Here is a 24254-nt window from a genome sequence, read left to right as displayed (position 1 = left end):
GCAAAGATCGTAGTCGAGCAGCTTTCGGCAATCGGCGATGCCGAGTTGCTGGACCAGAACACGTGCGACTTGTGGTCTGGTTCGAGTGATCACCGAACTCCGACCCCGACGCAGCTTGACGTCGTATGGGGAAGCCAGTGTGCACTTCAGTTGGCTGCTCTGCGCTCGGTGGCCGTTTTGGGGTGCTTTGTCGCTGTCGGGTTTGCGGGGCGGTCGGTCGCCAGGCGTGGCGATGCCCAGGAGCTGCTGGTGGGTGGCGTGTTGTCGGCGTCGGTCTTCGGCGTCACTCGCCGGGCAGGGTGAGCGCCAGCTTGCCCGTGACGCGGCCGTCGAGAAGGTGTCGGACGGCTGCGGCGGTCTCAGCGAGCGGGTAGACGCTGTCCACTACAGGGCTGAGTGTGCCCGCGTCGATGAGGGCGGTCAGGTCGCGTAGCCCATCGGAGTGCTCGGAGGAAATGAAGGTACCCAGGTGCTGTCCGGTGAAGGGGGACAGTATCTGTGCGCGCAGTTGCCGGTCTGTGCCGCCGAGCCAGGGGCCGTTCGTCTCGCCGCCGGTGATGACCAGCCTGCCGTGGGGCGTGAGGGCGCGGCGCAGATCCCGCAGACTGCGGTTGCCTGCGATGTCGATGATGGCGTCGTAGCGTCGCGGGCCGGCGAGGAAGTCCTCGCTGGCGTAGTCGATCACGTGGTCGGCGCCCAGTGCCCGTACGGCGTCGAGCTTGGGAGTGCTCGCGACGGCCGTGACCCGGGCATCGAAGGCGTGGGCGAGTTGGACGGCGAAGGTGCCCACGCCGCCGGCGGCTCCTGTGATCAGGACGTGCTGGTCTTCCTGGACCATGCCCTTGTCGCGGACCGCCTGGAGTGCGGTGAGTGCGCTGACCGGTACCGTCGCCGCCTCCTCGAAGGTGAGTGCGGTCGGCTTGGGAGCGATCCTGTCGGGACGGGCGGCGGCGTATTCGGCGAATGCGGCGACTGCCGTGCCGTAGACCTCGTCGCCGGGCGCGAAGCCGGTCACGTCGGAGCCGACCGCCTCGACGAGACCGGCGATGTTGCGGCCGGGGTTGGGGAGCTTCGGCCTGCGCAGCCCGCTCACGGGCCGCACCGCGTACGGCAGACCGGCCATCATGTGCCAGGTGCCCCGGTCCACGCTGGAGGCGCGCACCCGCACCAACACCTGGCCCGGCCCGATGCTGGGCCGGGCGAGCCGCGCCGTGCGCAGCACGGCCTCCGGCTCGGCGCCGTAGTGCTCCTGCATCACGGCCGCCATCGTCTGGGTTCCACCGGTGGTCGCGATCGGCTCGCTCATGTCCGCATCGTCCCTGCTCCGGGTTCCGATACCGCTGCACTTACGACGTAAGTGCTTACGGTGTAAGTACAGCACTTACGGCGTAAGCTCGTCAATGCTGGAAGACCACGAGAGGAAGTGACCATCCCCCGTGACCCGACGAACCCCCCCGCAGCCGACCCGCGAGACGCTCACCCGGCAGCGGGTGCTGCATGCCGCCGTCGAACTCGCCGACACCGGCGGCCTGGAGACGCTGACCATGCGCAAGCTCGGCGAGGCCGTCGGAGTCGAGGCGATGTCTCTGTACAACCACGTGGCCAACAAGGAGGACCTGCTCGACGGCATGGTTGACCTGGTATTCGGCGAGGTCGAACTGCCCACGCCGAGTGACAACTGGCGACAGGCGATGCGGCAGCGGGCCATCTCCATGCGCCTCGTGCTGTCCCGCCACCGCTGGGCAATCGGGCTGATGGAGTCACGTTCCACGCCGGGCCCGGCCACCCTGCGTCACCACGATGCCGTTCTCGGCTGCCTGCGTCAGGGCGGGTTCTCCCTCACCCTGACTGCCCATGCCGTCTCGGTTCTCGACAGCTACATCTACGGGTTCGCCCTGCAGGAGAAGGCCCTGCCCTTCGACACCCCGCAGGAGACCGCCGAACTGGCGGAGTCCATCATGAGCGGTTTCGGCGACGGCGAGTACCCGCACCTGGCCGAGATCGCGACTGCTCACGTCATGCGTCCCGGATACGCCTACAGCGACGAGTTCGAATTCGGACTGGACCTCATCCTCGACGGCCTCCGGCAGATGGCGGGCTGACGAGCTAGCGTCGTGCCCGCGTAGGTTCGCCGGTTTGAATGGGGCTGCGGGCCACCCCGCGCGTGCGCGCCGACGCGCTTCGTCGTCCGGACGCGGTGAGGGGGATCAGCGCACGCGACGCTCCTCAAGTGGTGCGGCGCGCATCCTCTCGCCGTCACTGAAGGGGGCGGAGATCTCCGGTGTCCAGTCCAGGGGAGCGTGCTCGTGACCGCGGCGGCGGGCGTCGGTGACGAAGGCGAGGTGGGTGCGGATTACGGTCAGGGTATGCGGCGTTTTCAACGAGGCAGGGGTGGCCGAGGTGGTCGGGTACGGGGGTCGGCCGGGCAGGGCGGGGAAGTCGCGGTTCAGGCGCGCATATCGCTGGTCAGGTACCAGGCGCGGGTGCGGTTGGGCTTGGGCAGTACGACGTGGTCGGCCAGGCCGTTGCGGCGCAGCTTGTTGAGCGGTGCGGAGACGGTCTGCCGCGCGGCGTCGGGCCGTAGCAGTTGGTGGAGTTGTTGGGTGGTCGCCATGCGGTGCTGGGCGTTTGCGGTAAGGAGCGATGCGGCATCGGCTCCGCCGGGCTCGGCGTATGCCTGGATGGCACGGTCTTGAAGGTGTTGGTCACTGGTATCCCTTGTTCCCGCGGACGGTCGGCATGGCGGTGGTGATGTTCTGGGCGAGGAAGTCATGCACGCGAGCGAGCTGTTGGGCGGCGCGCTCGGTGAGCTGGTTCAGCGGGGCGCTGCCGGCCGTGGCCCGCGCGGCGTGTTCCAGCGCCCTGGCCTGGCCCGGGCGGGCGTAGTCGGCGAAAACGTCGTCCAGATGGGGGCCAGTGATTCGGACGGGGCCGACGCGGCGGCCTTCGACGGTCATCGACATGTAGTGCTCGAACCGGTCCAGGGCGGCGACGACATCCGCGCTCGGACTCTCGCCCCACTCTGCGGTGATCGGGGAGACCGCGGACTGCGAGCCTGCAGTCGAGGCAAGAGTGGAGGCATTCTGCACCAGCGACAGCCGAACCGGGGCGGGGAGGCGGGCCAGTAGCTGGGTCATACCGTGGATGTGGACCTTGTATTTGCGGAAGTCCTCGAACATGGCGGCGATGGTTTCGGGGGGCTCTGTGAGGGTGATCAGTTCGTCGAAGTAGGGGCGGAACGGCACGCGTTGATCTTGCGGGGTGTCCCGCCTTGAGCGCACGGCGCGCAGCAAGTCGCGGGCGAGGAGTGCGGTAATGAGCCGGTCGGTGGGTCCGTTGCCGCCCGGGCACACCCAAACGATCATCCGTGAGTCCATCGCGGCGCGGATGTTGTAGACGCCGGGCCCTTGGCCGAGGAGGCGCGGGTGACGGGGTTGGCGGCGAGGCGGGCGATCGGGTTGAGAATGACGGAGAACGCGTCGGTGGGCAGCGTCGGGAACACGGTCTGCCACCATGCGCGGGTCTCTGCGTCCAGGCGCCCCTCGATGGCGGTGAGCGCCGCCGAACGGAAGGCGGGGTCGGTGAGGAGCGGGCGTATGTGGAAGATGGTGGCCTGGTCGTCGGGCCGTCCGGCCTGGCAGGCGGCGTCGTTGACGGCCACGAGCACCGCCAGGCATGCGGTGAGGATGGTCAGTGCGCGGGGTGCGGTGGTGTCGTCCCAGCCGAGTACGGACGCGTAGGCGTCGGCGGTCGCTTTGACGACCTCGTGGGCCGTCTGGCCTTGGTGCATGCCGATCGGGTTCCAGCAGCTGAGCTGTGGGGCGGGCCCGCTTGGGTTGAGGTCGATGAGGGCGATGCGCTGCATCAGGCGGTCGTGGGCTAGGAAGGGCAGGGCGCGTGGCCAGGAGTCGCGGTGCGGGTCGACGAACATGTGCCCGCCGCCGGCGTGGGCCCATCCGATGGCTTGGGCGAGAGCCCGTTCGGTTTTGCCGCCGCCCGCCTTGCCGACGCCGACTTCGAACAGGGTCTCGGTGGCGTAGGTGGCGACCAGGCGGCGGCCGTCCGGGGTGCGGTAGATCCCTTGCAGCAACAGCGAGGGGTCTGCGCGTTGGAAGGTCGGCAGGTCTGAGGCGAGTAGCGGTAGGCGGCAGTGCACGGTGGGCGGTTGAGCAGTCCGGTCAGTTCCTCCAGTCGGACCCAGTTCGCCCGGGGTGGCTGGCAGTGTCCCAGTTTCCAGCGGCGTTCGAAGCCGCGCCGGCTGGGCCAGCGGTCCGCCCCGATGCGCCAGGGGCCGAGGTTCCAGCCGCGCATCGCCCAGCGGGAGCGGCCGCCGAACACATCGAGCGCGGCCTGGAGTTGGGCGAGGCGGGCCTCGGCGCGGCCTGAGGTGTTGGGAGGCGCACATCACCAGCAGCTGCACCCGCACCAGGTGGTCATCCTCCGCCAACTTGCCCAGCGCCTCGGTCGGATCCACGCGGCCGGGGACGGGTGGCATGACCAGCCGCCGCCCAGCGCCGCCGCCTTGCTTGCCTGCGACCAGCTGTTGCAGCTGCCAGGTCCATGAGTCCTCGTTGCCGGCGGCGTCTTGCCGCATCCAGCGTGCGGCCCGCTGGGCTTCGCGCCGCTCCGCACGGCGCGCCTCCGTCATCAGCTGGATACGGCGTGCCCGCAGCGCCCATTTGGGTGCGCGTTGGATGTCGAGGTGTATCTCGGCGAGATCGCCGAGTTCGGCGCGCAAGTCCGAGATGGCGTCGATGAGCGGCTGGAGCGGGTCGGGGTTGAGCGGGACGTCACGCAGGGGTGCTGTTGGTTTGCCGCGCAGGATGAACTCGGCCCGCACCACCTGGTTGCGGGGCTTGTCGAGGATCGGCCGGGCCTTGCTGACGATGACGTCGGGACCGAACGGTGTGATGGACAGCAGGCGTTGGGCGCTGGCGCGGGGCCCACCACGGCATGGAGGTCGAGGCCCGGGCGAGCTGCACACCTCGGCGGAAGATCTCCTCCGGACCGGGATCGAAGTGCCCCGTAGGCGCCAACTCCAGCGCCATCCACTCGGCTGCAGCCTTCCGTGCCAGAAAACGCATCACCGTCTCGCCCGCCGCCCAGACGGCGATGGCGGCAAGGGCTACCACCCACCAGTAGGTGAGCACCCAGTCGGCGGTGTGAACGATGCCCGGGACGAGGCCGCGTACTTGTCCAGCGGCCGTGTCATCGGCCCGAGCGGTCAGGTACGGGGCTGCGGAGTCCACGTGGACGCTCCCTTTTTCGGGGTGGTGCGGGTGAAGTGCAAGTCGGTGATGCGCAGGTCGGTGAAGGTGCCGCCGCGGTCCATGCCAGCTCACACCAGATGGACCACCGCCTTGTTCGCACTGCCGTCACGGCGGGCGATCGCGGCCTGGATACGGAAGTGAGCGGTGGCGAACGCCGGGGCTACCGCGTGGTCCGGGCCAGGGAAAACCGCTGGCCACTTCGCGCGGCCAACTCCGGTGGCGTCCGCACGCAGCAGCGCACGACCGGTGCTAAGCAACTCCGGCTCGTCGCCGGTGGGAAGGTCGGCGGGCCACGCGTCCTCCAGGTTCTGCTGGATCGCCGGGTCGCCGGCCGTGCCCTCGCCGTGCAACGGCAGAGCGGACGTGAGGGCTGACGGTGTCGATGCCGCGGCCGTCGTCGAGGGGACGGACTCCAGGGCGGCCCTGTGAGGCGGTGGCGCTCGTGCAGATGCCGGGTGAGTGGCCGCGTGCGCGGTCGTCGCCGGCGGGGCCGTTGGCCCGTTACTGCGTGGCACGCCGAGGAGGGCGTGCACGATGGCGAGGACGGCAGTGCTGATGAGCAGCAGCCGGGGTGAGCGTGGTGTAGGTTCCGGACTCATTTGTCGTTCGGTGGCGACGTGACCTGGGGCTTCGAAGTGCAGTCCACGCTTCTTGTCTGGACTTCGTCCGGGTGATCTGTCGCTTTCTGCCGACGTGGGGTCTCGGCTCTCGCGCCGCGGAGAGATTGATGTCGTCGGTTGCCGGGCCACTTCGCTCCCTCCACCTATTGCTTTGACACGGAGTTCTCAGGTGGAGAGCACACAGTTGCCTGGGTGGCGGCGCGTGTCAGATCCGGATGGCTGAGGACGTCGGTACTGTCGATGAACTGGTCGACAGTGCCGATCGTGGGCAGGGAGCGGATCTCCGGGTCGGTGATGCGGGTGGTCAGCGCCGTGCTGAGGCGTTCGGCGTGGAGAACCCGGCCTTGCTGAGGGAACGCGGCGTGGAGGAGGCCGACAGCGACGCACTCGAGGAGGCGAAGAATGCGCACCGCGATCGATACTCCGAAGCACAGATGATCGCCCCGGAGACATACTCAGGCGAGTGAGTGTCGTCACCAAGCCCTGACAAGGTCTACGGCCACGTCAAGCGCTCCTCGAACGCGGTGCCCCCGAACCAGGCGAAACGATGGAGACCGCGGCCCAGGCCCAGTACGAGGTCTGGGAGATGCTCCGGACTATGAGAACTGCTATGCGCCACGACCTCGGTGTGTCGCATGAAGATTGAGAGCTGGCGCTCAGCTCCGTGCGAGCTCTCTTGTCTGCCTCGACCAGCGAAGAACTGATCGAGGCAGAAGTTAGAACGCAAGCTAAATCCCGCCATGGATCTCCCAGCGCAGACCGCGGCTGGCAAGGTAGTCGCAGGCGAAGACGGTACGAACCGCGCGGCCGAGATCTTCGAGGGCCCGGTAGGTGGGGTGCTCGGTGCCGCCGCGGGTGAAGCGCCGCAGGACCTGCTCGGCCTCCGCCGTCCCGAGCCGGAGCGCGGTGGCGTACTTGACCATCTGGTCGTACTGCTACTCGATCAGGTCCCAGCGGATCGGCCAGGTCAGTGAGTCGCCGATGGCCGGCCAGCCGGGCGTGGGGGCTCCGGAGCCGCCGTCGCCAGTACCTGCAGCGGGCACGGCAGTTGGCCCAGAGCGCCCGTGGCTGAGCGTCGGAGTCCTACTGTGTGAGGGCCCGTCCTCCATCCGACCAACGAGGAGCGGCAGGCTGTGAACGTCGAGATACCTGCGGACGTACGAGAGGTCGCCACTCAGCTCGGGGCCGGAGTGCCCTACGCCCTGAGGGTCCTGGCCGGCCAGCTGGCGGATGACCTGGACATGGGCCGACCCTCGGGGACTCCTGGCATCCTCACCGTGAGGGTCGACGGCGATCTGTTCGAGGACTGTCGCGACCTCGCCGTCGGCTACATCCGTGAGGGGGACCGGATCGAGATCCGGTCCGTGAACCGGGTTTCGGCAGCTGAGCCTGCCGCGGACGGAGGGGACGAGGAGCAGGCGGACTGGGAGCAGGAGGAGGTTGCCGGTCCTGCCACCGACGCGGTCACCGTACGGGAGGTGGCTGATGCCTGGGGGCGGATCGCCGGCTGGCTGCAGCACAACGCCCCTGATTCCTACGCTGCGTTGCGCGCAGGTACGAGCCCTGCGGCCATCGCCGCCCTGGAGGAGGACCTCGGTATCCGGATACCCGTCGAGCTGCGTGTTCTGTGGTCGCTGACCGCGGGCGACGACGGGGTTAACGGCTGGGGCTGGGGGTGCCTCCCGCGCAGTGAGGCTCTGATGACCTTGGACGAGGTGGCTTCGGTCTACCAGCTGCAGATGGGCTCCCAGGCCCAGGAGGACGTCCTCAACGCGGACCGCGTCGAGGACGAGCGGATCACACTGTGGAAGCCGACCTGGATTCCGGTCATCGCGCATGGCGCGGCTGACAGCACCTCGGGGCTGTTCCTGGATGCCGCAACCGGCTACCTGGGCCGCTGGACCCGATACAAGGCGGGGCTCGGCGAACAACTCGACACCCTGGTCACTTACCTCGAGGAAGCTGCCGACATGCTCGAGGCCCCGGCGCTGGCCACGCGGGACAAGCCCGGCCTGGTCGGTAACGCCCTGGTGTGGCGCAGCAGGCTGGATGCCGCGCAGAAGGACCGGTGGCGGCCCTTGGCCGACTGACCACGGAGACGAGAAGGGAGCCGGCCTGCGGGCCGGCCCCCTTCCTGCTTCACGTAGTGTCGCTCAGGCCAGGGTCAGCCGATCTTGCGCCATGTGCAGGTCGTCGTGGTCGACGTGCAGTGCTCGTATCCGGGCATGGTGAGGAAGAATCCGTCGCCGTCCAGCATCCGCCAGGTCGGGGCCGGGAACCCGCTGAACGCCCTCCGGTTCTGTTCGAAGGGGATGCCGGCTCGCCCGCACCGCTCCGTACCGCTCGGACCGTTCGTCGCCGTGCGGGTATCCGCGAGGAGGCCGAAGTTTGCCGAGCCGTCGCCCATCTTGTCGGTGAACAACTGGGCGCACTTGCTACCCGACGTCACCTTGTTGACGCTCTTCGGGTAGCCGCCGGATTCGTGGGTCGAGGCCATCGCGTACTCGTCGCAGTCGACTGTCCCTACGGACGCGTCGGTCTTGTGCACGCTCCAGGTGGTGTCGCACACCGTGTTACGGCTGTTGTCCGGCGTCCACGGTTCGCCGTTGCTGTTCTTGACCGTGGTGTCCGGACCCAGGTAGTGCATCAGGGAGTCCCAGCGCTTGGAGCCAGCGTGATCGGGCATCACCTGCTGCATGTACCAGTAGTACGCCCCGGCGGCCGGGTACAGGTTGGTGTCCAGAGTCCAAGTCGTCTTGAAGTACGGCAGCACACAGCCCGGAGCCGAACCCGCGACGAAGTCGTCGCAGCGAGGCGAAAGCTCCCGCACCTCGTCGATCCCAGACGTTCCGAAGTTGGCCGTGTCGGCCGCGGTGTCGCTGGCGTCAACGTTGGCGGTCACCGACCAGCCCAGATCGATGGTCTCCTTGGCTGAGCCGTTCCACTGCGTCGTCACCCGGCCCCACCGGTCGCCGTACGGCGCACTGGTGCCGTCCACGTCCCAGTACGCGCTCGAGCCGGCGTTGTTGTTCTGCCCGTCCGTCCACTTCACGTTCGACGTCACACACGACTGGCACGTCGTCCCGGCGTTCCACTTCATCGTGACGCCTTCCAGCGCCTGGTCGATCGAGACCGGCATGATCGCGATCGCCTGGTCGAACTCCGCGAAATTCGACCCGGACGAGCCCTTGTTCGGGTACGCCTTGATCCGCTGTTCGAAGTCGAGCTCGGCGGTGCCGATCGTCACGTCCCGCCTAGGGTCGACGAAGATCAGCGTCGCAGATCCGATGTTCTTCAGGCATGCGTCGGTGCGGTTCATGTAGTCCTTGCCCACCGGCTTGTCCCAGCACCAGTCGACCAGCTCGACCGCAGGTGCCACCCTTGCTGCCGCGGCTGCTTCTGCTGGAGACTTCCCGGCCTTTCGGGCTTTGGCCTCCTCGGCCTTGCGTACCGCCTCGGCGCGCTTGTTCGCGCGGGCCTTGGACTCCTTGGTGGGAGGGGGCAGCTCGATGCACAGTTGGCGGCCGTCAGCGTCCTGCTTGCCACAGGTGCGCTTCTGCGTGGCTTTCCGCTTCACCGCACCGCTCGCCGTGAAAGCCAGGACGAGCGACTCCTTCAAGCACCACGACGATCGGCGCGCAGGGTCTGCAGGATGGCTAGTCCACGAAACCGAGCACCGTGTCCGGACGGCAGTGCGGACACGGATCCACCCGATCCGCCAGCGCCCGCAGTGTCTGCTCCCGCGTCACGCCTTTTCGACCGCTCTCCCTCGATGTGGTAGCCACCGACGTGCCCGTATGCGGGCGCCACGTGTCGGCTGAGGCTCTGCTCGATCAGCCAGTCCGGCGCAGGCGGGCGGCCCTGCAGTCCGCGTTGCCGCTCGGCTGCGCGGCGTGTATGTGGCTGTTGATGTCAGATGCTGATGCCACGCAGGCAGCTACCTGTGCCTGTTGGCGGCCCGTAGGTGCGTCCTGGTCTTCTCCACTGCGGCGGACAGGTTCTGCAACAGGTGCCAGCGATCGGCAACTTCCAGGGCCGGAGGGGCGGCTTCCCTGACCGCCTTGGTGTAGGCAGTGGCCCGGTCCCGGCAGATGATCTCCGCACCGGGATGCTCCGTGAGCCGGGCCGCGAACGTCCCCGAGGTGCGGTCGGGCAGCACGTCCACGACCCGGCCGGCCGCGACGTCGACCAGCACGGTGCCGTAGGTGCAGCCCTTGCGGAAGGCGAACTCGTCGACCCTCAGCACCTGCGGCGCACGGTCCGGCACCGTCGGCGCGGTCAACAGCCTGAGCAGCCGGGTCCGGCCCGCAACCAGCCGCAGTCGGCGGCACAGTCGCGCGGCCGGACGGCCGCCCAGCTCCACCGCGGTCGACCGCAGCCAGCCTGTCAGCCCGGTGCTGGAGCGGCGGTGCCGCTCGGACAGGCCCAGCACGTGCTCGACGAACGTTTTGCGGGAACAGTTCTTCCGGTCACAGAAGTACCGGCGGACCCGCAGCCGCACTATGACCCGGCGCTGCCCCAACGGCCTTTCATTCAGGGCTCGCTGATACGTGCTGTGTATGCGCCCAGATATGCGCTCGGTCGTCGGTGGAGCCGATCCACAGCGTCCCGTACGGTCGGTCTGTGATGATCAAATCGAGCGACCCACGTAGCCTCGGTCTCCCTGCCCCCGAGGCGCGGTTGCGCTTCGACACGGAATTGCAGGAGATCGGCGGCGGGCCGCGGCGCCGCTTGCTCATGGTCGACGACGAGCCTGCCTTCGAGCTCAGCTTCTACTGCGGAACGTGTCCGTTCCTGTTCCGCCGGCTGGAGTCCGCCAGGGAGAAGTTGTCCCTGGAGGGCATGCAGGAACAGCTCACCGGTGCGCTGGATGATCCGGACGACGGTGGAGTGATCGATGCGTTCGGCACGTTGCTGCCGCGGGGCGAGTACCTTCCACTGCTCCTGAGTGTGGAACCCCAGCTGGTCGTTCCCGGCAAGGAAGGCGACTACTTCAGCGGCGAGCAGGTCACGACGTGGGGGATCGATCAGTTCTGGGGCCTCCCGGAGTACCCTCACACCCCTTACTACCGAACCTTCGAGACCGTCGTGGACGCGGACGCTCACCTCTACGAGTTCGTCGTGCCCATGGTTCCCCCGACGTGGAACGACAGGGAGCGGGTCGAGGAGTACGTGACGCTCATGGGGCAGGGGACAGTCCCCACGGCGGTGGCGATCTCCACGCTCGATCTGTGCGAACCCACCGTCGGGATGCCGATCGACCATTACCAGCACTGGGGTCTGACCCATTTCCTGCTCGACGGCCACCACAAACTGGAGGCAGCTGCTACGGTCGGCCGGCCAGTGCGGATCCTCTCCCTCCTGGCCCTGGGCGATGGCCTGGCCGGAGCGGAAGACTGCGCCCGACTGCCTGCCTTGCGTGCCCGGCCCCGGTCCGCCCGGCCGAGCGGTACCTGAACCAGCGCCGACAATCACGTCCGGGCTGACAACAGCGCACACCCGAGCCAATGAAGCACCAAGCACGTCCGCGGGTCAGCGAGCCGCGGATGGGGAGACAACGGGAGCAGGTCTTGGGATCCCGTGAGCACCGGGTGGGGAATTCAACGAGCCTCATCATCGCGAGCACCGTCTAGGGTGTGGGGGCTATGCGACTTGTCGAGATGGAGATCGCCCGGCATGACTGGCAGAGCATGCTGTGTGGGTGCGGCGGTTCGGCAGAACACCTGGCCCGGGATCTGCTGCAGCTCGCGGGTAGGGGATCTGTGCAGGAACCGAGCCACGTCAGCCTCGAAGAGCACGTCTGGTCTCCAGCGGTTCTGTGGGGGCCGGCTCCTGCAGTGACATCCGTCGCTCTGGCAGTCCTCGCGGACGATGTTGCACCGGCGGCCCGAGAGTGGTTCCTCGACATCATGCAGTGCTTGGTGGCAGGCGAGGGCACGGACGGGGCGTCCGCTCGGCGGGGACTCGACCTCCCGGAACTGTGCCGGGGCCTTGCCCTGCAAGGTCTCGGGCTGCTCTATGAAGAGGTGATGTCGAATCGGTCCCCCGGTACCGTTAGTGCCGCATTCGAGATCCTCACGGTGCTGGAGCCCGACAGGGCTCGCCTGCAGCGTGTTCGGGATATCGCGGCCGATTGGCTGCCCGTGTGCTGCCGAACCGGCCTGTGCGACGACGACCTGCGTGCCCTCGACTGCTGACTTCGCTTGAGTCGTGGGCGGGCGGGGTGGGATCGGCGGAGGCCAGCTGGTCTTGACTGGTTCCTCGGCTCGGGCTCGGGTGCTGGCGAGGCGGTAGGAGTCGGTGCCGGTCTCGATGATGGTGCCGTTGAAGGTGAGGCGGTCGACGTTGGCAGCGAAGAGGCAAGGGGGTCGGTGAAGGTCTTGGTCAAGCGTGCGCCATGAGGCGCTTCGTTGTATCCCCGACGCAGTCGGGATGAACGCCCGACAGCATCCTGCGCGACGCTCTGGCCGCCCGCGCCAAGAGAACCGGAGCCTGAGACAGCGCGAGGGCTGTGCCGTTGACTCTGCTCATGGGTTGTGGGTTCTGGTACAGATCTTGGGGAGCCGTCGCGGAGGGTGACGATGTCGTTCGATGGAAGGGTGGTCACGAACCCCGGCTGCCTGACGTAAACCGTCACCTCGTAGCCTCCGCGCATGATTGATGATCCGTTCCAGTGCCGCTGCGTCCTCTGCCATGACTACGGTGACCGGGATGAAGCGGACCGCGTGGATCTGACGATCATCGAGAATGTGCAGCAGCATGGATGGCACGTCGTGATGGTTCCCGAGGACGAGATCGGTCCTGGATTCGCCTACACGATCGGCCTGTCACACACTTACGGCGCACCCGAGCTCGCCATGTCCGGGCTCGATATCCACGTCATGCACCGCATTCTCAACGGGCTCGGAGCGAAGTCCGCCGCGGGTGCTGTACTGGCTGACGGCCAGAAGCATCCTGACGTTGTCGACGGCCACCAGGTCGCGCTCAGGCAGGTCGATCTCCGCTGGTACCGGACCTTCTTCGGGCAGGCCATCGGGTTCTACCGGCGGCCTCCTTTCCCTGTGCTGCAAGTCGCGTGGCCCGATGTAGATGACCGCTTTCACTGGGAAGAGCAGGCCGAGGAGAGGCATCGGGAGTCGCAGCCTCAGTTGTGGCTGGCACCGGGTGAGCACCCTGTCGGGATCTGGACGACCGAGCTCTGACCTCGAACGTGCCGGCCAGCGACGGAGCAACACTGTCGGCAGGGGCTACTGGAGCAAGATCATTTTGCGGAGTAGTTCGAATCCCGCTCGGCCGTAAAGCTGTCTCTTGATCTTCTTGATGCGGTTGACGGCGCCCTCGATGCTGCCGGAGCTCCAGTCGAGCGTGAGCCCTGCTGTCACGGCGTCGAGATCTCGGAGCAGGTGGAGCGCGAAGCCGGTGAGGCCGGGTAGCTGGCTGGCGTCGACAGCATCGATCCAGGTGGGAGTGTGGAGCCGAGACGGCCTGTGAGTATCTCGCCAAAGTCGCGGATGTGTCCGGCGGCCTTGTCCAGTTCGGGGCAACGGGCCAGGACCTCCTTCAGGCTGGCGCGGTCGTCCTCGCTCAGCGCGGTGGGGTGGCGGGTGAGCCCGCCGGTCAACTGCCGCACCGTCGGCGGACGCGGCGGGGCGTCGGACGGAGCCCCGCGTAACGTTGCGATGTGTGCGCGCACCATTCCGTAGGTGACAGTCGCGTGCTTGGCAATCAGCTCGCTGTGCGGTCGGGTGACGCTGGTGCATCCCTCGGCGAATCGCCGCTCCAAGTAAGGCTTGTAGGGGTCCAGCCTGCTGGGACGGGGCCGGTTGTCGCGGATGGTGTCCTGCCAGCGTGCGGCGTTCGCGTAGCGGAGCACGGTGTTGAGACCCCAGCCCAGGTGCCGGGCGATCGCCCGTGGTGAGTGGCCTTGCGCGAGGAGCTCGTGGACCAGTGCGTGTGCTGCCTTCTTCCGCTCGGCCCGCCGGCCGACGGGCACCGAGTCGTCCTGCGGTCGACCGGAAGCCAGTCGGGTGGCCTCCGGGAGCATGCCGCTGGGCGACGGGTTGCGCAGGCAGTCGCGATGGGCGGCGACGCAGGTCTCCACTGCTCGGCCGAGGCCCTGCCACAGATGGAACCGGTCAGCGACCTGCAGAGCGTCCGGGGCACCGATCCGGGCGCCCTCGGCGTATGCGCCTGCCCGGTGCCGACAGATGATCTCCACGCCGGGGTGGCGGGCCAGCCACGCGGCCAGCGGCCCGGCTTCACGCGTCGGGAGCACATCGACCACACGATGGTCTTCGACGCTGTTCAAGACGGTGGAGTAGGTCTGGCCGCGACGGATCGCGAAGTCGTCCACGCCCAGCACACGCGGCGTGCTGAACCGTGGATCGGGCAATGCCATGACCCTCCGTAACAAAGTCATCCGTCCCGCGCCGAAGCCCAGCTGGGCCGCCAGCCGGGCGCCGGCCCGCCCGGCCAGCGCGAGCCCCACGCGCTCCAGGGCGTGGTTGAGCCGTGTGGTAAACCATGCGTTCGGGGTGGCCAGCCGTGCGAACGGCTCGGCGAACGTCGGGCGCTGGCAGTCCGCCGCTCCGCAGATGAAGCGCCGGACCGTCAGCCGGATAACGAAGCCCTGTTCAGCGAGCGGAAGGTCCTTCAGCCTGCGCTGGTATCGGTCGTGAACTCGGTCCGAGAAGCGGCCGCAGTCTGGGCATGCAGAGCCGGCAGTGCGGCCTCTCGCCGCCGCCTCGACCCTGCCGAACGCGGCCGTAACCCCCTCGACATCCACATCGTCGATCCCGTCGAACACCAGCGAGTCCCAGAACGGTGCGTCGGTCTGCATGACCAGCACGATCACCGTCAAGGAACGACCGCGGCAGGGACAACCAAGGATTTGATGGAGCGTCATTCTCGGCTGCCAGGCGGGTAGGCGTACGCGGTCTCACGGAACCTGCTCCATCACAACCGAACGCAAGGTGACGCTCTGCGTCCGCTCCCCAAGGTCTGTGCCAGAACCGAGTTTTGAAGGCACTGAGGGGCTTGCCGGACGGCTCGAGGTGTTTCAGCCGTCGACCGCGCCGCTGGCCAGCAGCAGCTCCGCCAAGGCCGTCCGCTCATGGTGTACCGAGCGGCCCGTGCGGGTGGTGGTCAGCAGACCGGCGGCGCGCAAGGCCGAGGCATGGGCGGAGGCGGTAGCGGTGCTGACGCCGATATGGCGCGCCAGCCCTGTGGTCGTGCGGGCTTCGTCCAGGGAGTGCAACAGGGCGAGCCGCGTGCGCCCGAGGACTGCGGCGAGGCGCTCGTCCGGTGCGTGGCTCCCGTCTGGGAGGGGCGGCAGTGTCCGTCTTGCCGGGTAGGCGAACGCCACGGGATGGTCTGGCAGGTCCTGGATGAGCGGGCCGCTCCGCCAGTGAAAGGTCGGCCTCAGGATCAGCCCGCGTCCGCCGAGTGGGACCTCCCGCACGCCCTGGGCGCCGCCCTGCAGGGGCCACTCCCAGACCGCGTCACGCAGCCGTGACCCCGGGGCAAGGCCGGCCAGGGCGGCGCCGAGGCCCTGTTCGGCGACGGTTAGGGCATGTCGGGTGAACTCCGCCCGGTGTAGGTGCTGGACCTGCGGCCACACCGGCGCGAGAACCGTCTCGTACGCCGCCCGCTGTGCCCGTCCAAGCGTCCGCCAGGCACCAGCGTCCCCACTATGCAGGGCGCGAATCCACGGCGGAGCCAGACGTCGCGCGTACGCCTGCTCGATTCCGGCCCGCACGAAGTCGGCACGAGCCGCCCTGATCAGCGCGACCCCCTCGTCCATCGTGTCGCCCAGAACGTCGAGGAAAGCGGGGGCCACCCCGCCCGGCACCAGGTCCGCGAGCGGCTCGACCGCCCTGGGCAAGCTCCGCAGCAGCCTGCTCCGCCAGCGCCCGAACAGCAGCGACTCGTCCGCGGCGCCCAGCATCATCAGGGCCGCGTGCAGCTCAGGCACGGGCGAGGGCCACGGCGCGAACCGCACCCGGGCGAAGTCGTCCGCCGTGAAGTGGATCCGGATCATGCACATCTCCCTGCCCCGTGCCAGCTTTTCGGCCCCAGCCGCAAGCTTCGCCCCGACCCAGCGCCCGCCCCCAGGATGCCGTCCATGACCTCCTCCTTCACTCCCGGCCGCCGTCTTATCGCCAAGGGCGCCCTCGCCGGCGCCGCCGCCCTGCTGCTCGGCACCGCTCCGGTCTCCGCCGCCGTCCGCGGCGTGGCCCCACTTGTGCGACTGCGCCTGCCGGCCCCCGGCGGGCCCTACCCCGTCGGAGCCAGCACCCTCTACCTCGTCGACCCGTCCCGCGCCGACCCCTGGGATCCCGGGATCGGCGCACGCGAACTCATGGTCACCGTCCTGCGCCCGGCTGTCCCCGGCCACGGCTTCCCGTACCTCGCGCAGATGACCCTGGGCGCCGCCAACTCCTTCGCCGACCTCGCCCACTGGATCCACGAGCCGCTGCCGCAGACGGGGGTCGACTGGGCGGCCACCCTCACCCACGCCCGGGCCGGCGCCCAGCCCCTGCCCGGCCGGCGCCCCGTGCTGCTCTACAGTCCAGGCGGCGGCGACGCCCGCGTGATGGGCAGCTCCCTCGCGGTCGACCTTGCCTCGCACGGCTGGACGGTGATCACCGTCGACCACCCCGGAGACGCGAGCGAGGTGGAGTTCCCCGACGAGCGGCCCGGTCGCAGACGGGTCCGGGAAACCGTACTGATCGGCCCACCCGACGCGGCAACCTTCCGCACCATGATCGAAACCCGGGTCGCCGACCTCCGCTTCGTCCTCGACGCACTCGGCCTCGACCGGGTCGGCGCCTACGGCCATTCCGCAGGCGGCACGGCGGTAGCGCAGGCGCTCCACGAGGATCGGCGGTTCACCGCCGCCGTCAACCTGGAGGGGTATCTCGACCAGATGGACGGCGAACTCCTCCCGGTGGCCCGGCAGGGCACGGGCCGGCCGCTGCTCCTGGCCGGTACCGACGGCTTCCGCAACGCCCGCCTGGACTACTCCTGGACGGCGCTTCTCGCCCACGGGGGCCCGGTCGTCCGGCGGCAGCTCAACAACACCAACCACTGGGTCTTCACCGACTACGCGGCCATCGCCGCCCAGCTCCAGCAGGCCGGCTTGACGACCGCTGCGGGGCGCGCCGCCATGATCGGCCGGGCCGATCCGCGCATCACAGTGCCCGCCGTTCGCGACCTCGTACGGTCGTTCTTCACCCGCCACCTGCCGAGGTGAGCGGGCACTACAACTGCTCTCCCGGGTACCTCAGCCTACGAATGGCTGCGGTCAGCCGGTAGATCCAAGTGTTCCTGGCAGTCCTGCACACGAGGATCCGCCGCGCTCGCAGGAGACGCCCCTCCCGTCAGCGACGTCATTTTTCGTGAACATACACGGCCCAGCCAGCCATCGGCTGCCTCCCAAACCCGTGCACAAACGTCGTCGTTTGAAGTGAACAAAGCCACCCGGGAGGCGCCGATGCATTGATGTCATGCCACTTCTATGCTCCTGCGATGACGTCTTACGAAGGTACGCACCCCACCGTCCTCGTCCGGTGGGGCCGCCGCCACGCTCAGATCGACGAACAGCTCGCACCCACGATCCAGGCGATCTGGGAGTGCGGGTTCGACACCTTTACCTGCTGCCAGGAGCTCGCCGAGAGCAACGCGGACTGGCCACAGAAGCTGCCGCACATGGCGGATTGGGTTGACTCTCGACGTGGCTGGATGCTCATCGACTTTCCCATCGACAGCGGACTCGCTTTCCTCTCCGCCGTGGCGAACGCCGGCCCGCGCGACGCGTTCTACGTGCGGATGACGCACTGGGCTGCCCCCGGCGCGTGGGACGTGAAAGTCAAGCCGATGGACGCAGCGATATTCAAAGAAGAGATCCCGTCGCAGTTCCGCCTGCAACTGCTGCAGGTGAGCTTCCCGGCCTCCGACCTGCCGGAACTGACCCGGCGCCTCCACGATCACGCCGCAGGCCGCTCGGTGCCGCCCGCCCCCGCCGACTTGAGCACGATCGGCCGCTAGGAGGCGGCCCCGGTCGCCTCCGATTGGGCGCATACCTGGCCGGACGGACCCTAGTGATGCCGGGCGAACTCGAGGCTCTCGGGACTGCCGTGACGATTGCTGGTTCCGGGTTCGCTCTCGCAGCCAAGATTGCGGTCCCGCGCCCGAGCTGACACCGGGGTGGTGCGGGCCCGGCAACTGCCCCGGGCTCGCACCACCGCGTGAACGCGGATCCTCGCCAGGGGCTGTATATGAACCCGCGAGAGGCAGTGCTGGCACGCCGCGTCCCAGCTCCAAGAGCTCAACGGTGAGCGCTTGTGGCATCCACCGTGCGGCAACGCCGTCGGGCCCGCGGGAACGAACAGTCCGGTGCACTCGCAGCACCGTCGCCTACAGTGATCACCCAGCCCGGGGGACTCACTCCAGGATCCCGAGCGAACGTGCAACTCTGCGGGACGTCAGCCGCGTGGCTGCATTCCCGTGCAAGATCGTCGCGTCGGGCGCAACTGCGGGGTGAAACGCCCTAACGTCGTAGCGCCCTGCTCCGACAGGATGGCAGGGTCTGGGCGGCCCTCCATCATGCGCCCTGGTGAGGGCCGCCCCCTGACGCCGGCTCGGCTGCTCAGTGCGGACGTGGAGCTGCTGTGACCGCAGGGGAGAAGTCGGCTCACTGCCAGCGACGAACTCTAGACACCCCGTATATAGGCTATATAGAGTACGAGTATGGGTAGTCCGCGTATGACCCTGCAGACCCAACTGGTCCTGCGGGCCTTGCTGGAAGACCCCGCCAAAGAACGCTACGGCCTCGAGCTGTGCGAACTGGCGGGACTGCCGTCGGGCACGATCTATCCGATCCTCGCCCGCCTGGAACAAGTCGGCTGGGTGGACAGCACCTGGGAAGACCCCGCCGTCCACGAGGAAGCCGGCCGCCCACGCCGCCGCTTCTACCAGATCACCAAAGACGGCGCCGAGCACGCCCGCGACGCCCTCGCACACGCCTACCGCGCCCGCAAACAACCCCTCCCAGGGTGGGCCGCCCGCCCGGTCAGTGATGGGGGAGTGTCGTGACGGCCGCGCGGCGCCGGTTAGCGCCCCGACCGAGCAATCGCCGCTCCGCCCCCCCGTCCCTGGACGGCGTTCTGGCCGTCGTGCGTATGCACCACCCGGACGCCGATACCTCGCTCATCCAGCACGCTCACGATGAGGCTGCCGTCTGGCACGCAGGCCAAACCCGCCGCAGCGGCGACCCGTTCCTCGCTCACTGCCTCGCCGTCGCCGGTATCGTCGCTGACGTCGGCATGCCAGCAGCCGTGATCTGCGCGGCACTGCTTCATGACATCGATGACAGTCCCTGCCCGCCGGGCCGTGTGACGGAGCACTTCGGGCAGGAGATAGCCGATCTGATCTCGGCTGTCCGCACCGCCAAACTCGACGCGATCCCACTCAGTGCCCTCCACTTCGATACAGCAAAGCCGATGGCGCTCCAGCCGACACGCGAGGAGGCCGTGCTGGCCATCCGCCTTGCCGACCGGCTGCACAACATGCGCACCATCGCGTTCGTCGCCCCGACCAGGCGCTATCGCGTCGCCCGTGAAACCCTCGACGTCATCGCACCGTTGGCCCGTGCGGCAGGGCTGACCGACGTGAGCCGAGAACTGCACAAACTCTCCTCGGCCGTCCTGCAGCCCACATCCACCGCCGCGATCGCCACACGCACGCTCACCGTGGTCACCCTGCTGCTGCCCACCCCGACGCGTGCACGCTGGCGCGAGGAATGGCATGCCGAAATCGCCACCCTCCCTGCTCGCGGGACCCGCACGCGCTTCACTCTGCGAGTCCTGCTCAGCACACCCAGGCTGTCGTGGACGCTGCGCCGACCGGCCTTCCGGGAACGGCGATGGTGAGCATCGAGGCCCGGATCGGCGGTGTGCTGGGTGCGTTGGCCGCTTTCGCGACCGCTATGGCACGGGGAGGCATGTCCGCCTGGATGACCGGAGCTCTCACTGTGGGCGCCCTTGTCCTGGTCGCGGTGGTCCTGTTCATCCCCAGTGAGACGCCGGCCCGCCGACTGGGCCAGCTGATCCAGGCATGGCGCATCCCCGCAGACGCTCCCATCAGGCCAGAGCCGGTGCCGTCCCATGTGGCCCCAACCCCGCCTTCCCGAGACGCCGGATGACAGCGGCGCCCATGCCGCGAGATGCGCCGTGCCCGCGTTACCCGCTTCCGTACGGCGCCTTGGGGCGCACCTCCGGGCGGCGAAGGCTGCGGGTGCGCGAGGCGCCCTGGCAGGGTTTCGGCTCCATGCCCGCCAGGGCGACTTCGTCCAGACGGTGCGCGACGACCTCGAAGCCGAGGGTCTCGCGGGTGACCATCGCGTTGCAGCGGACTGTCGCCTGGGCTGCGGGCAGGAACCTTCCTGTCGCCCAAGCGCGTTGCCCCCTTACGTGATCAGCGTCTGGCTGCGTATCGAGCTCTCTGACCTGTAGATCTTGGATAGGGTGCGGTGCGCTCCGTCTACCGGAGCTCAACTGCGCCGCTGCGGAAGCGTCGAGGGCTGCAGCAACCTGTGGGACGCCGTCGCCGTCGCAGGCCTCCGCCGGGCGCATCGTGTGGTCTCGGCCGCGATCCGAATGGGGTGGGGTTATGTCCAGACACCGGCTGTCCAAGAGAGGCCGATACATAGCGTGGGCCACGACGGGTGTTGTCGTAGTCGCCGGTGCCGGGAGCGCGGCGCAGACGTCCATGGCCGCCGCGAGCTGGCCGGCGCAGAAGACGTACACGGGCAGGGCGTTCGACACGTGCACGGCCCCTTCCCTTGCCGCGATGAAGGCGTGGAAGACCGGTTTTTACGGTGCCGTCGCTGTCTACATTGGCGGGAAGAACCGCGGCTGCGCCCAGCCCAACCTCACTGCGTCCTGGGTGAAGTCGGTCAGCGCCGCCGGCTGGAAGCTGATCCCGCTCTACGTCGGAGCCCAGCCGCCCTGCCAGACGAGTAGGAACCCGGAGAGGTTCACCGCGTCCACGGCTGCTTCCGTCGGGGCGAGCAACGCCAAGGACGCCGTTGCCAAGGCGACCGCACTCGGCATGAAGCCCGGCAGCGCCATCTACCTCAACATGGAGTCGTACGACATCACGAACAAGGAGTGCAACGACGCCACCCTGACGTACGTGCGCTCCTTCACCAAGACCCTGCGGGCCAAGACGTACCGCGCCGGCTACTACGGCTTCAGCAGCTCCAGCGCCAAGGCCGTCGCCATCGCCAAGGACCGGACCGACCTGCCGGGCAACCTCTGGTACGCGCTGTGGAACAACAAGAACACCACCACCGCCGACTGGCCCTGGGACCCCAAGCTGTACACGAACCACAGCCGCGCCCACCAGTACATGGTCAACAGCAAGGAAACCCGCGGCGGCCACACCATCACCGTCGACCGCAACGCCTGGGATGCCCCGGTCGCCATCACCGGATAAGGGTCGCGGTCCTGGCGGTCTCGGGCGTGGCGCTCCAGGACAAGAGCTCGGTGAGCGCCGCCGTCTTCCGACCACGGGGGCCTGGACAGTACACAGTCTGTCCAGGCCCCACCACTTGGTTCCGAATTCTTCAACGACTGGAACGGCACAGCGGCCAATTCGGGACCATTGCTCCGGAGCAGGCTGTGGCGAGCAGCCTCGTGGTGTGGCTGCTCGCCCACCTTGTGCGACACCCTGGCCGACCAGCCCCGGCGCCACGGACCTCGTCACACTGGACGCCTTCGACTTCCCTGGCCGCCGAGACCGGCTGACGGCACAACACCTCCGCGCGCTTCGCAGGTCGACGCGGGCCAGGTCCACGCCGTCGGCGTCTGTTCGCCGACCTGGCGGCCGTACTCGCCGACCGCGCCTATGTCGGAGCTGACCCCTGGCTGACCACACCGATCAGACGGCTTGCTCACCAGGACCTCACCGTGACCCAGCGGACGATCAACAGGGCCCCATCTCCTCGCGCACGCTGCGCAGTTCACCGGCTGTTCCCCTACGGGCCGCCACCAGCGGCAGGTTAGAGGGTTTGCGCGGTGGCCGTAGGCGCGGGCGATGGCAGTGCTGGTGCGTGGACACCTTTGCAGGGTCTTCACGCTGCCTCGTACAACCGTGCGACAGATCACTTCCGTTAGCTCCGGTTAAACACGAACTGCCCCAAGTTGGGCTCGTTGCTTGGTGATGATCACGCCGCATAGGAAAGGGGGCGGCGCGACACATCCAGCAACGTCCTGCCCCCGGTTCGAGGGGAGGGCAGGGCCCGAAGGGACATGTCTTGTTTGAAGGGTTAAGAACCAGAAGAAAGCACGCTCTCTCGCGGATAGCCGTCGGTACGGCGGCCATGCTGCTGTTCAGTGCCGGCGGTGTGGCCAACGCGGTCGAGACGGCTCCGGCCGCCAATCCCGACCCCAACGCCGCCCCTTCGACCCGGCCCGCTGCCGGGCCGGAGAAGGCCACGCGTGCGGCTGCCGCGGGGGCGCGGCCGGTGTCGGGGAAGAGCCCGACGGCTGCGCCTCTGTCGCGGAATGCTGCGCCTGGCGGGTTCCAGCGGGTGACGTCTCAGAAGGTCCAGCTCAAGAACAAGGTGACCGACGCGGACGGGGACAAGTCGACGCTGACGTTTGAGGTCTGGACCGCGGATGCGGCAGGCAGTCCGCTGAAGAAGGTGAGCATCGCCGACAACGAGTGGGGTGTCATCGTCTCGCCCTACGTGGCGTCGGGGACGACGGTCACGGTGGATGTGCCGGTCGGCAAGCTGGCGCTGAACACGAACTATGTCTTTCACACGTCGGCGTTCGACGGCTCCCTGTACGAAACGTCGTGGTCGCCGTGGGCGAAGTTCCGTGTCGAGCTGCCGGTGGACCTGACGCTGCCGACGCCCAACTACAGTGCGCCCGATCCGACGTCGCTGAACACGCCGCCGAACTACTACCAGACGAAGCCGCTGGGCACGGCCGGTACGCCGCTGTCTGCGCGCTCGTCGAAGTCGGCGGTGGAGCAGTGCAGCGAGGCGGATGCGGACGGCCGTCAGGTGTGCTTCGGCAAGTCGACGCCGGTGGCCAAGGGCAAGGCGCCCAAGAGCGGGGCGAAGACCGCGGGTGTGGCGACGGCCGGGGTGGAGTGGTGTAACACCGACTTCGAAAGCATCCTCGCTACCCGGTTCATCGAGTGCGATGTCAGGTCGGTGCCGATCTACATCCGTATGGACGGCGCGATCCAGGCCACTGCTCACTTCATGTTCCTGCGGATGCTTCAGGTCGATGGGCAGAACAGCTTCACCGAGCACCTGACGATCGAGCCCGCGCAGCAGATTCCTCCCGCGTTCCGTGAGATCAACTTCGTAGGTGTGGAGCACCTGTGCCAGGGGTCGTGTACGCCGCATGAGCCCGATAGCAGCGCGTGGAAGGGCAAGACGTGGTGGGTGCCGGGTGAGATGCATTCCGCGTCGCTGACCACCTCGTACACGTGGGACGCCTCGGTTGCCGGGAAGACGTACCTATACCAGCCGGATGTGAAGATCGACGCGAACATTCTGCCTGCGGACGGGAGGATCCGCCCGTTCATGACCGGCTACCAGTGGTCTTTGGACTACGACGGCGGCACGGAGGATCTCGACCAGATCCGTTGCGACACCACCAACGCCGGGACGGGCACGGGCTGTGTGTTCGTCAATCACGCGCCCACCTACATCTTCAACGCCAAGGCCTTCCCCCAGGCCGCAGCGCACGCGTGGCTGATCCAGAAGGCCACTCCCAAGCACCCGGGTTCGATGGCTGATCAAAAGCCCCTGTACTACATGGGCGACAGTGCGCAGAACTCCCGTAACCGTAACCGGATCTGCCCCACCGGGTGGGCCGCGGCGAACGGGGACGCCTCCGCCCTGGTGGACGCGGCCGACACGCTGAACTGTGACGAGTTCGCGTTCGCCTCCTCCTACAACAGCGGCGGAATGTCGTCCGCTGAGGGCGGCCTGAACCCCGCCCTGCTCCCGGGCGGGACCACGCCGACGGGTGCGGCCTGTATTGGCACCTACGCCAAGAAGCACGGCAGCATGGTCCACCTGTTCTCCCTGAACGGCACCGACCCCACGTTCAGCGAGGTGTGCGGCCGGTCGGCTATCTCCGGCATGCACAACCAGGAATCCATGGGCAACCACTTCGCGACGTTCATGCGGGACATGCGGATCATGGACAAGGATGCGTACTGGCTGGACACGCGGATGGATGACGGCGGCACCTGCACGTACGGCACCGGCGGCGGTCAGCCGGTGATCTGCAAGCTGGCCGCGAAATAACACCCCTGGCCTCAACGGCAGCGGCCC

At 68.1% G+C, this 24254-nt stretch carries 24 protein-coding genes and 2 pseudogenes; 12 read left to right on the top strand and 14 right to left on the bottom strand.

What is annotated here, in order from left to right:
- Positions 1–283 precede the first annotated feature (283 nt).
- The gene (locus ACWGDB_RS36555) at positions 284–1306 is read right to left on the bottom strand and encodes an NAD(P)-dependent alcohol dehydrogenase (RefSeq protein ID WP_453826401.1); all 1023 of its coding nucleotides are present in this window, start codon (positions 1304–1306) and stop codon (positions 284–286) included.
- 130 nt (positions 1307–1436) lie between these two features.
- Between ACWGDB_RS36555 and ACWGDB_RS36550 the strand changes: the two genes are divergently transcribed.
- Positions 1437–2102 carry a TetR/AcrR family transcriptional regulator gene (locus tag ACWGDB_RS36550; RefSeq protein ID WP_453826400.1) on the top strand — a complete coding sequence of 222 codons (666 nt, stop codon included), beginning with the start codon at positions 1437–1439 and terminating at the stop codon, positions 2100–2102.
- Between the two features lie 105 nt (positions 2103–2207).
- Here ACWGDB_RS36550 and ACWGDB_RS36545 read toward each other — a convergent pair whose 3' ends face one another.
- From ACWGDB_RS36545 to ACWGDB_RS36530, 4 genes and pseudogenes are all read right to left on the bottom strand, one after another.
- On the bottom strand, positions 2208–2381 hold the full coding sequence (locus ACWGDB_RS36545; protein WP_453826399.1) for a hypothetical protein: 174 nt from the start codon (positions 2379–2381) through the stop codon (positions 2208–2210).
- 65 nt (positions 2382–2446) lie between these two features.
- Entirely contained in the window at positions 2447–2614 is a 168-nt protein-coding gene (locus ACWGDB_RS36540; RefSeq protein WP_453826398.1) for a hypothetical protein, read from the bottom strand.
- 91 nt (positions 2615–2705) lie between these two features.
- Positions 2706–5249, bottom strand: a pseudogene (locus ACWGDB_RS36535) (ATP/GTP-binding protein).
- Between the two features lie 89 nt (positions 5250–5338).
- On the bottom strand, positions 5339–5869 hold the full coding sequence (locus ACWGDB_RS36530; protein ID WP_453826397.1) for a hypothetical protein: 531 nt from the start codon (positions 5867–5869) through the stop codon (positions 5339–5341).
- Between the two features lie 236 nt (positions 5870–6105).
- Between ACWGDB_RS36530 and ACWGDB_RS36525 the strand changes: the two genes are divergently transcribed.
- On the top strand, positions 6106–6357 hold the full coding sequence (locus ACWGDB_RS36525; protein WP_453826396.1) for a hypothetical protein: 252 nt from the start codon (positions 6106–6108) through the stop codon (positions 6355–6357).
- Between the two features lie 261 nt (positions 6358–6618).
- Here the strand turns inward: ACWGDB_RS36525 and ACWGDB_RS36520 are convergent, their stop codons facing one another.
- Entirely contained in the window at positions 6619–6813 is a 195-nt protein-coding gene (locus tag ACWGDB_RS36520) for a Tn3 family transposase (protein WP_453826395.1), read from the bottom strand.
- 210 nt (positions 6814–7023) lie between these two features.
- Here ACWGDB_RS36520 and ACWGDB_RS36515 point away from each other — a divergent pair, with 210 nt between their 5' ends.
- Positions 7024–7980, top strand: a complete 957-nt coding sequence (locus ACWGDB_RS36515) for a hypothetical protein (RefSeq protein WP_453826394.1) — start codon at positions 7024–7026, stop codon at positions 7978–7980.
- A 74-nt stretch (positions 7981–8054) separates the two neighbouring features.
- Here the strand turns inward: ACWGDB_RS36515 and ACWGDB_RS36510 are convergent, their stop codons facing one another.
- The 3 genes from ACWGDB_RS36510 to ACWGDB_RS36500 all read right to left on the bottom strand — a co-directional run bounded on the left by ACWGDB_RS36510 (position 8055) and on the right by ACWGDB_RS36500 (position 10427).
- The gene (locus ACWGDB_RS36510; protein ID WP_453826393.1) at positions 8055–9509 is read right to left on the bottom strand and encodes a hypothetical protein; all 1455 of its coding nucleotides are present in this window, start codon (positions 9507–9509) and stop codon (positions 8055–8057) included.
- A 37-nt stretch (positions 9510–9546) separates the two neighbouring features.
- Positions 9547–9639, bottom strand: coding sequence for a DUF6233 domain-containing protein (locus ACWGDB_RS36505; RefSeq protein ID WP_453826392.1), 93 nt, complete (start codon positions 9637–9639; stop codon positions 9547–9549).
- A 188-nt stretch (positions 9640–9827) separates the two neighbouring features.
- On the bottom strand, positions 9828–10427 hold the full coding sequence (locus ACWGDB_RS36500) for a transposase (RefSeq protein WP_453826440.1): 600 nt from the start codon (positions 10425–10427) through the stop codon (positions 9828–9830).
- Positions 10428–10516: 89 nt separating this feature from the next.
- On the opposite strand from ACWGDB_RS36500, the gene ACWGDB_RS36495 reads away from it, so the two are divergent.
- Together ACWGDB_RS36495 and ACWGDB_RS36490 are read left to right on the top strand one after the other, a co-directional pair.
- Positions 10517–11347: a hypothetical protein gene (locus ACWGDB_RS36495; protein ID WP_453826439.1), complete on the top strand. Its 831-nt coding sequence runs from the start codon at positions 10517–10519 to the stop codon at positions 11345–11347.
- 188 nt (positions 11348–11535) lie between these two features.
- Entirely contained in the window at positions 11536–12087 is a 552-nt protein-coding gene (locus ACWGDB_RS36490) for a hypothetical protein (RefSeq protein ID WP_453826443.1), read from the top strand.
- A gap of 78 nt (positions 12088–12165) precedes the next feature.
- Here the strand turns inward: ACWGDB_RS36490 and ACWGDB_RS36485 are convergent.
- Positions 12166–12275, bottom strand: a pseudogene (locus ACWGDB_RS36485) (IS21-like element helper ATPase IstB); the annotation flags it as partial.
- Positions 12276–12543: 268 nt separating this feature from the next.
- Between ACWGDB_RS36485 and ACWGDB_RS36480 the strand changes: the two are divergent.
- Entirely contained in the window at positions 12544–13092 is a 549-nt protein-coding gene (locus tag ACWGDB_RS36480; RefSeq protein ID WP_453826391.1) for a DUF4262 domain-containing protein, read from the top strand.
- A gap of 45 nt (positions 13093–13137) precedes the next feature.
- Here the strand turns inward: ACWGDB_RS36480 and ACWGDB_RS36475 are convergent, their stop codons facing one another.
- The 3 genes from ACWGDB_RS36475 to ACWGDB_RS36465 form a co-directional block, all read right to left on the bottom strand.
- Complete coding sequence (locus ACWGDB_RS36475; protein ID WP_262375397.1) at positions 13138–13347, bottom strand: transposase; 210 nt, start codon at positions 13345–13347, stop codon at positions 13138–13140.
- Complete coding sequence (locus ACWGDB_RS36470; protein ID WP_453826438.1) at positions 13269–14744, bottom strand: ISL3 family transposase; 1476 nt, start codon at positions 14742–14744, stop codon at positions 13269–13271. Before ACWGDB_RS36470 ends, ACWGDB_RS36475 begins: the two co-directional genes overlap by 79 nt.
- Before the next feature lie 204 nt (positions 14745–14948).
- A complete protein-coding gene (locus ACWGDB_RS36465) occupies positions 14949–15929 on the bottom strand; it encodes an ArsR family transcriptional regulator (protein ID WP_453826390.1) in 981 nt (326 codons plus the stop codon).
- A gap of 84 nt (positions 15930–16013) precedes the next feature.
- On the opposite strand from ACWGDB_RS36465, the gene ACWGDB_RS36460 reads away from it, so the two are divergent.
- The 4 genes from ACWGDB_RS36460 (at position 16014) to ACWGDB_RS36445 (ending at position 19821) form a co-directional block, all read left to right on the top strand.
- Complete coding sequence (locus ACWGDB_RS36460; RefSeq protein WP_453826389.1) at positions 16014–17144, top strand: alpha/beta fold hydrolase; 1131 nt, start codon at positions 16014–16016, stop codon at positions 17142–17144.
- 275 nt (positions 17145–17419) lie between these two features.
- Positions 17420–17938, top strand: coding sequence for a hypothetical protein (locus ACWGDB_RS36455; protein WP_453826388.1), 519 nt, complete (start codon positions 17420–17422; stop codon positions 17936–17938).
- A gap of 702 nt (positions 17939–18640) precedes the next feature.
- Positions 18641–18985: a PadR family transcriptional regulator gene (locus tag ACWGDB_RS36450; RefSeq protein WP_453826387.1), complete on the top strand. Its 345-nt coding sequence runs from the start codon at positions 18641–18643 to the stop codon at positions 18983–18985.
- An 86-nt stretch (positions 18986–19071) separates the two neighbouring features.
- Positions 19072–19821, top strand: a complete 750-nt coding sequence (locus ACWGDB_RS36445) for an HD domain-containing protein (protein ID WP_453826386.1) — start codon at positions 19072–19074, stop codon at positions 19819–19821.
- Between the two features lie 309 nt (positions 19822–20130).
- On the opposite strand, the gene ACWGDB_RS36440 is transcribed toward ACWGDB_RS36445, so the two are convergent.
- Positions 20131–20289 carry a hypothetical protein gene (locus tag ACWGDB_RS36440; RefSeq protein ID WP_453826385.1) on the bottom strand — a complete coding sequence of 53 codons (159 nt, stop codon included), beginning with the start codon at positions 20287–20289 and terminating at the stop codon, positions 20131–20133.
- A gap of 271 nt (positions 20290–20560) precedes the next feature.
- Here ACWGDB_RS36440 and ACWGDB_RS36435 point away from each other — a divergent pair, with 271 nt between their 5' ends.
- On the top strand, positions 20561–21388 hold the full coding sequence (locus tag ACWGDB_RS36435; protein ID WP_453826384.1) for a glycoside hydrolase domain-containing protein: 828 nt from the start codon (positions 20561–20563) through the stop codon (positions 21386–21388).
- A 1096-nt stretch (positions 21389–22484) separates the two neighbouring features.
- On the top strand, positions 22485–24227 hold the full coding sequence (locus ACWGDB_RS36430) for a hypothetical protein (RefSeq protein ID WP_453826383.1): 1743 nt from the start codon (positions 22485–22487) through the stop codon (positions 24225–24227).
- Positions 24228–24254 lie beyond the last annotated feature (27 nt).

It is taken from the genome of Streptomyces sp. NPDC055013, from assembly GCF_053608645.1.
This window is presented reverse-complemented; position numbering and strand designations above follow the sequence as displayed.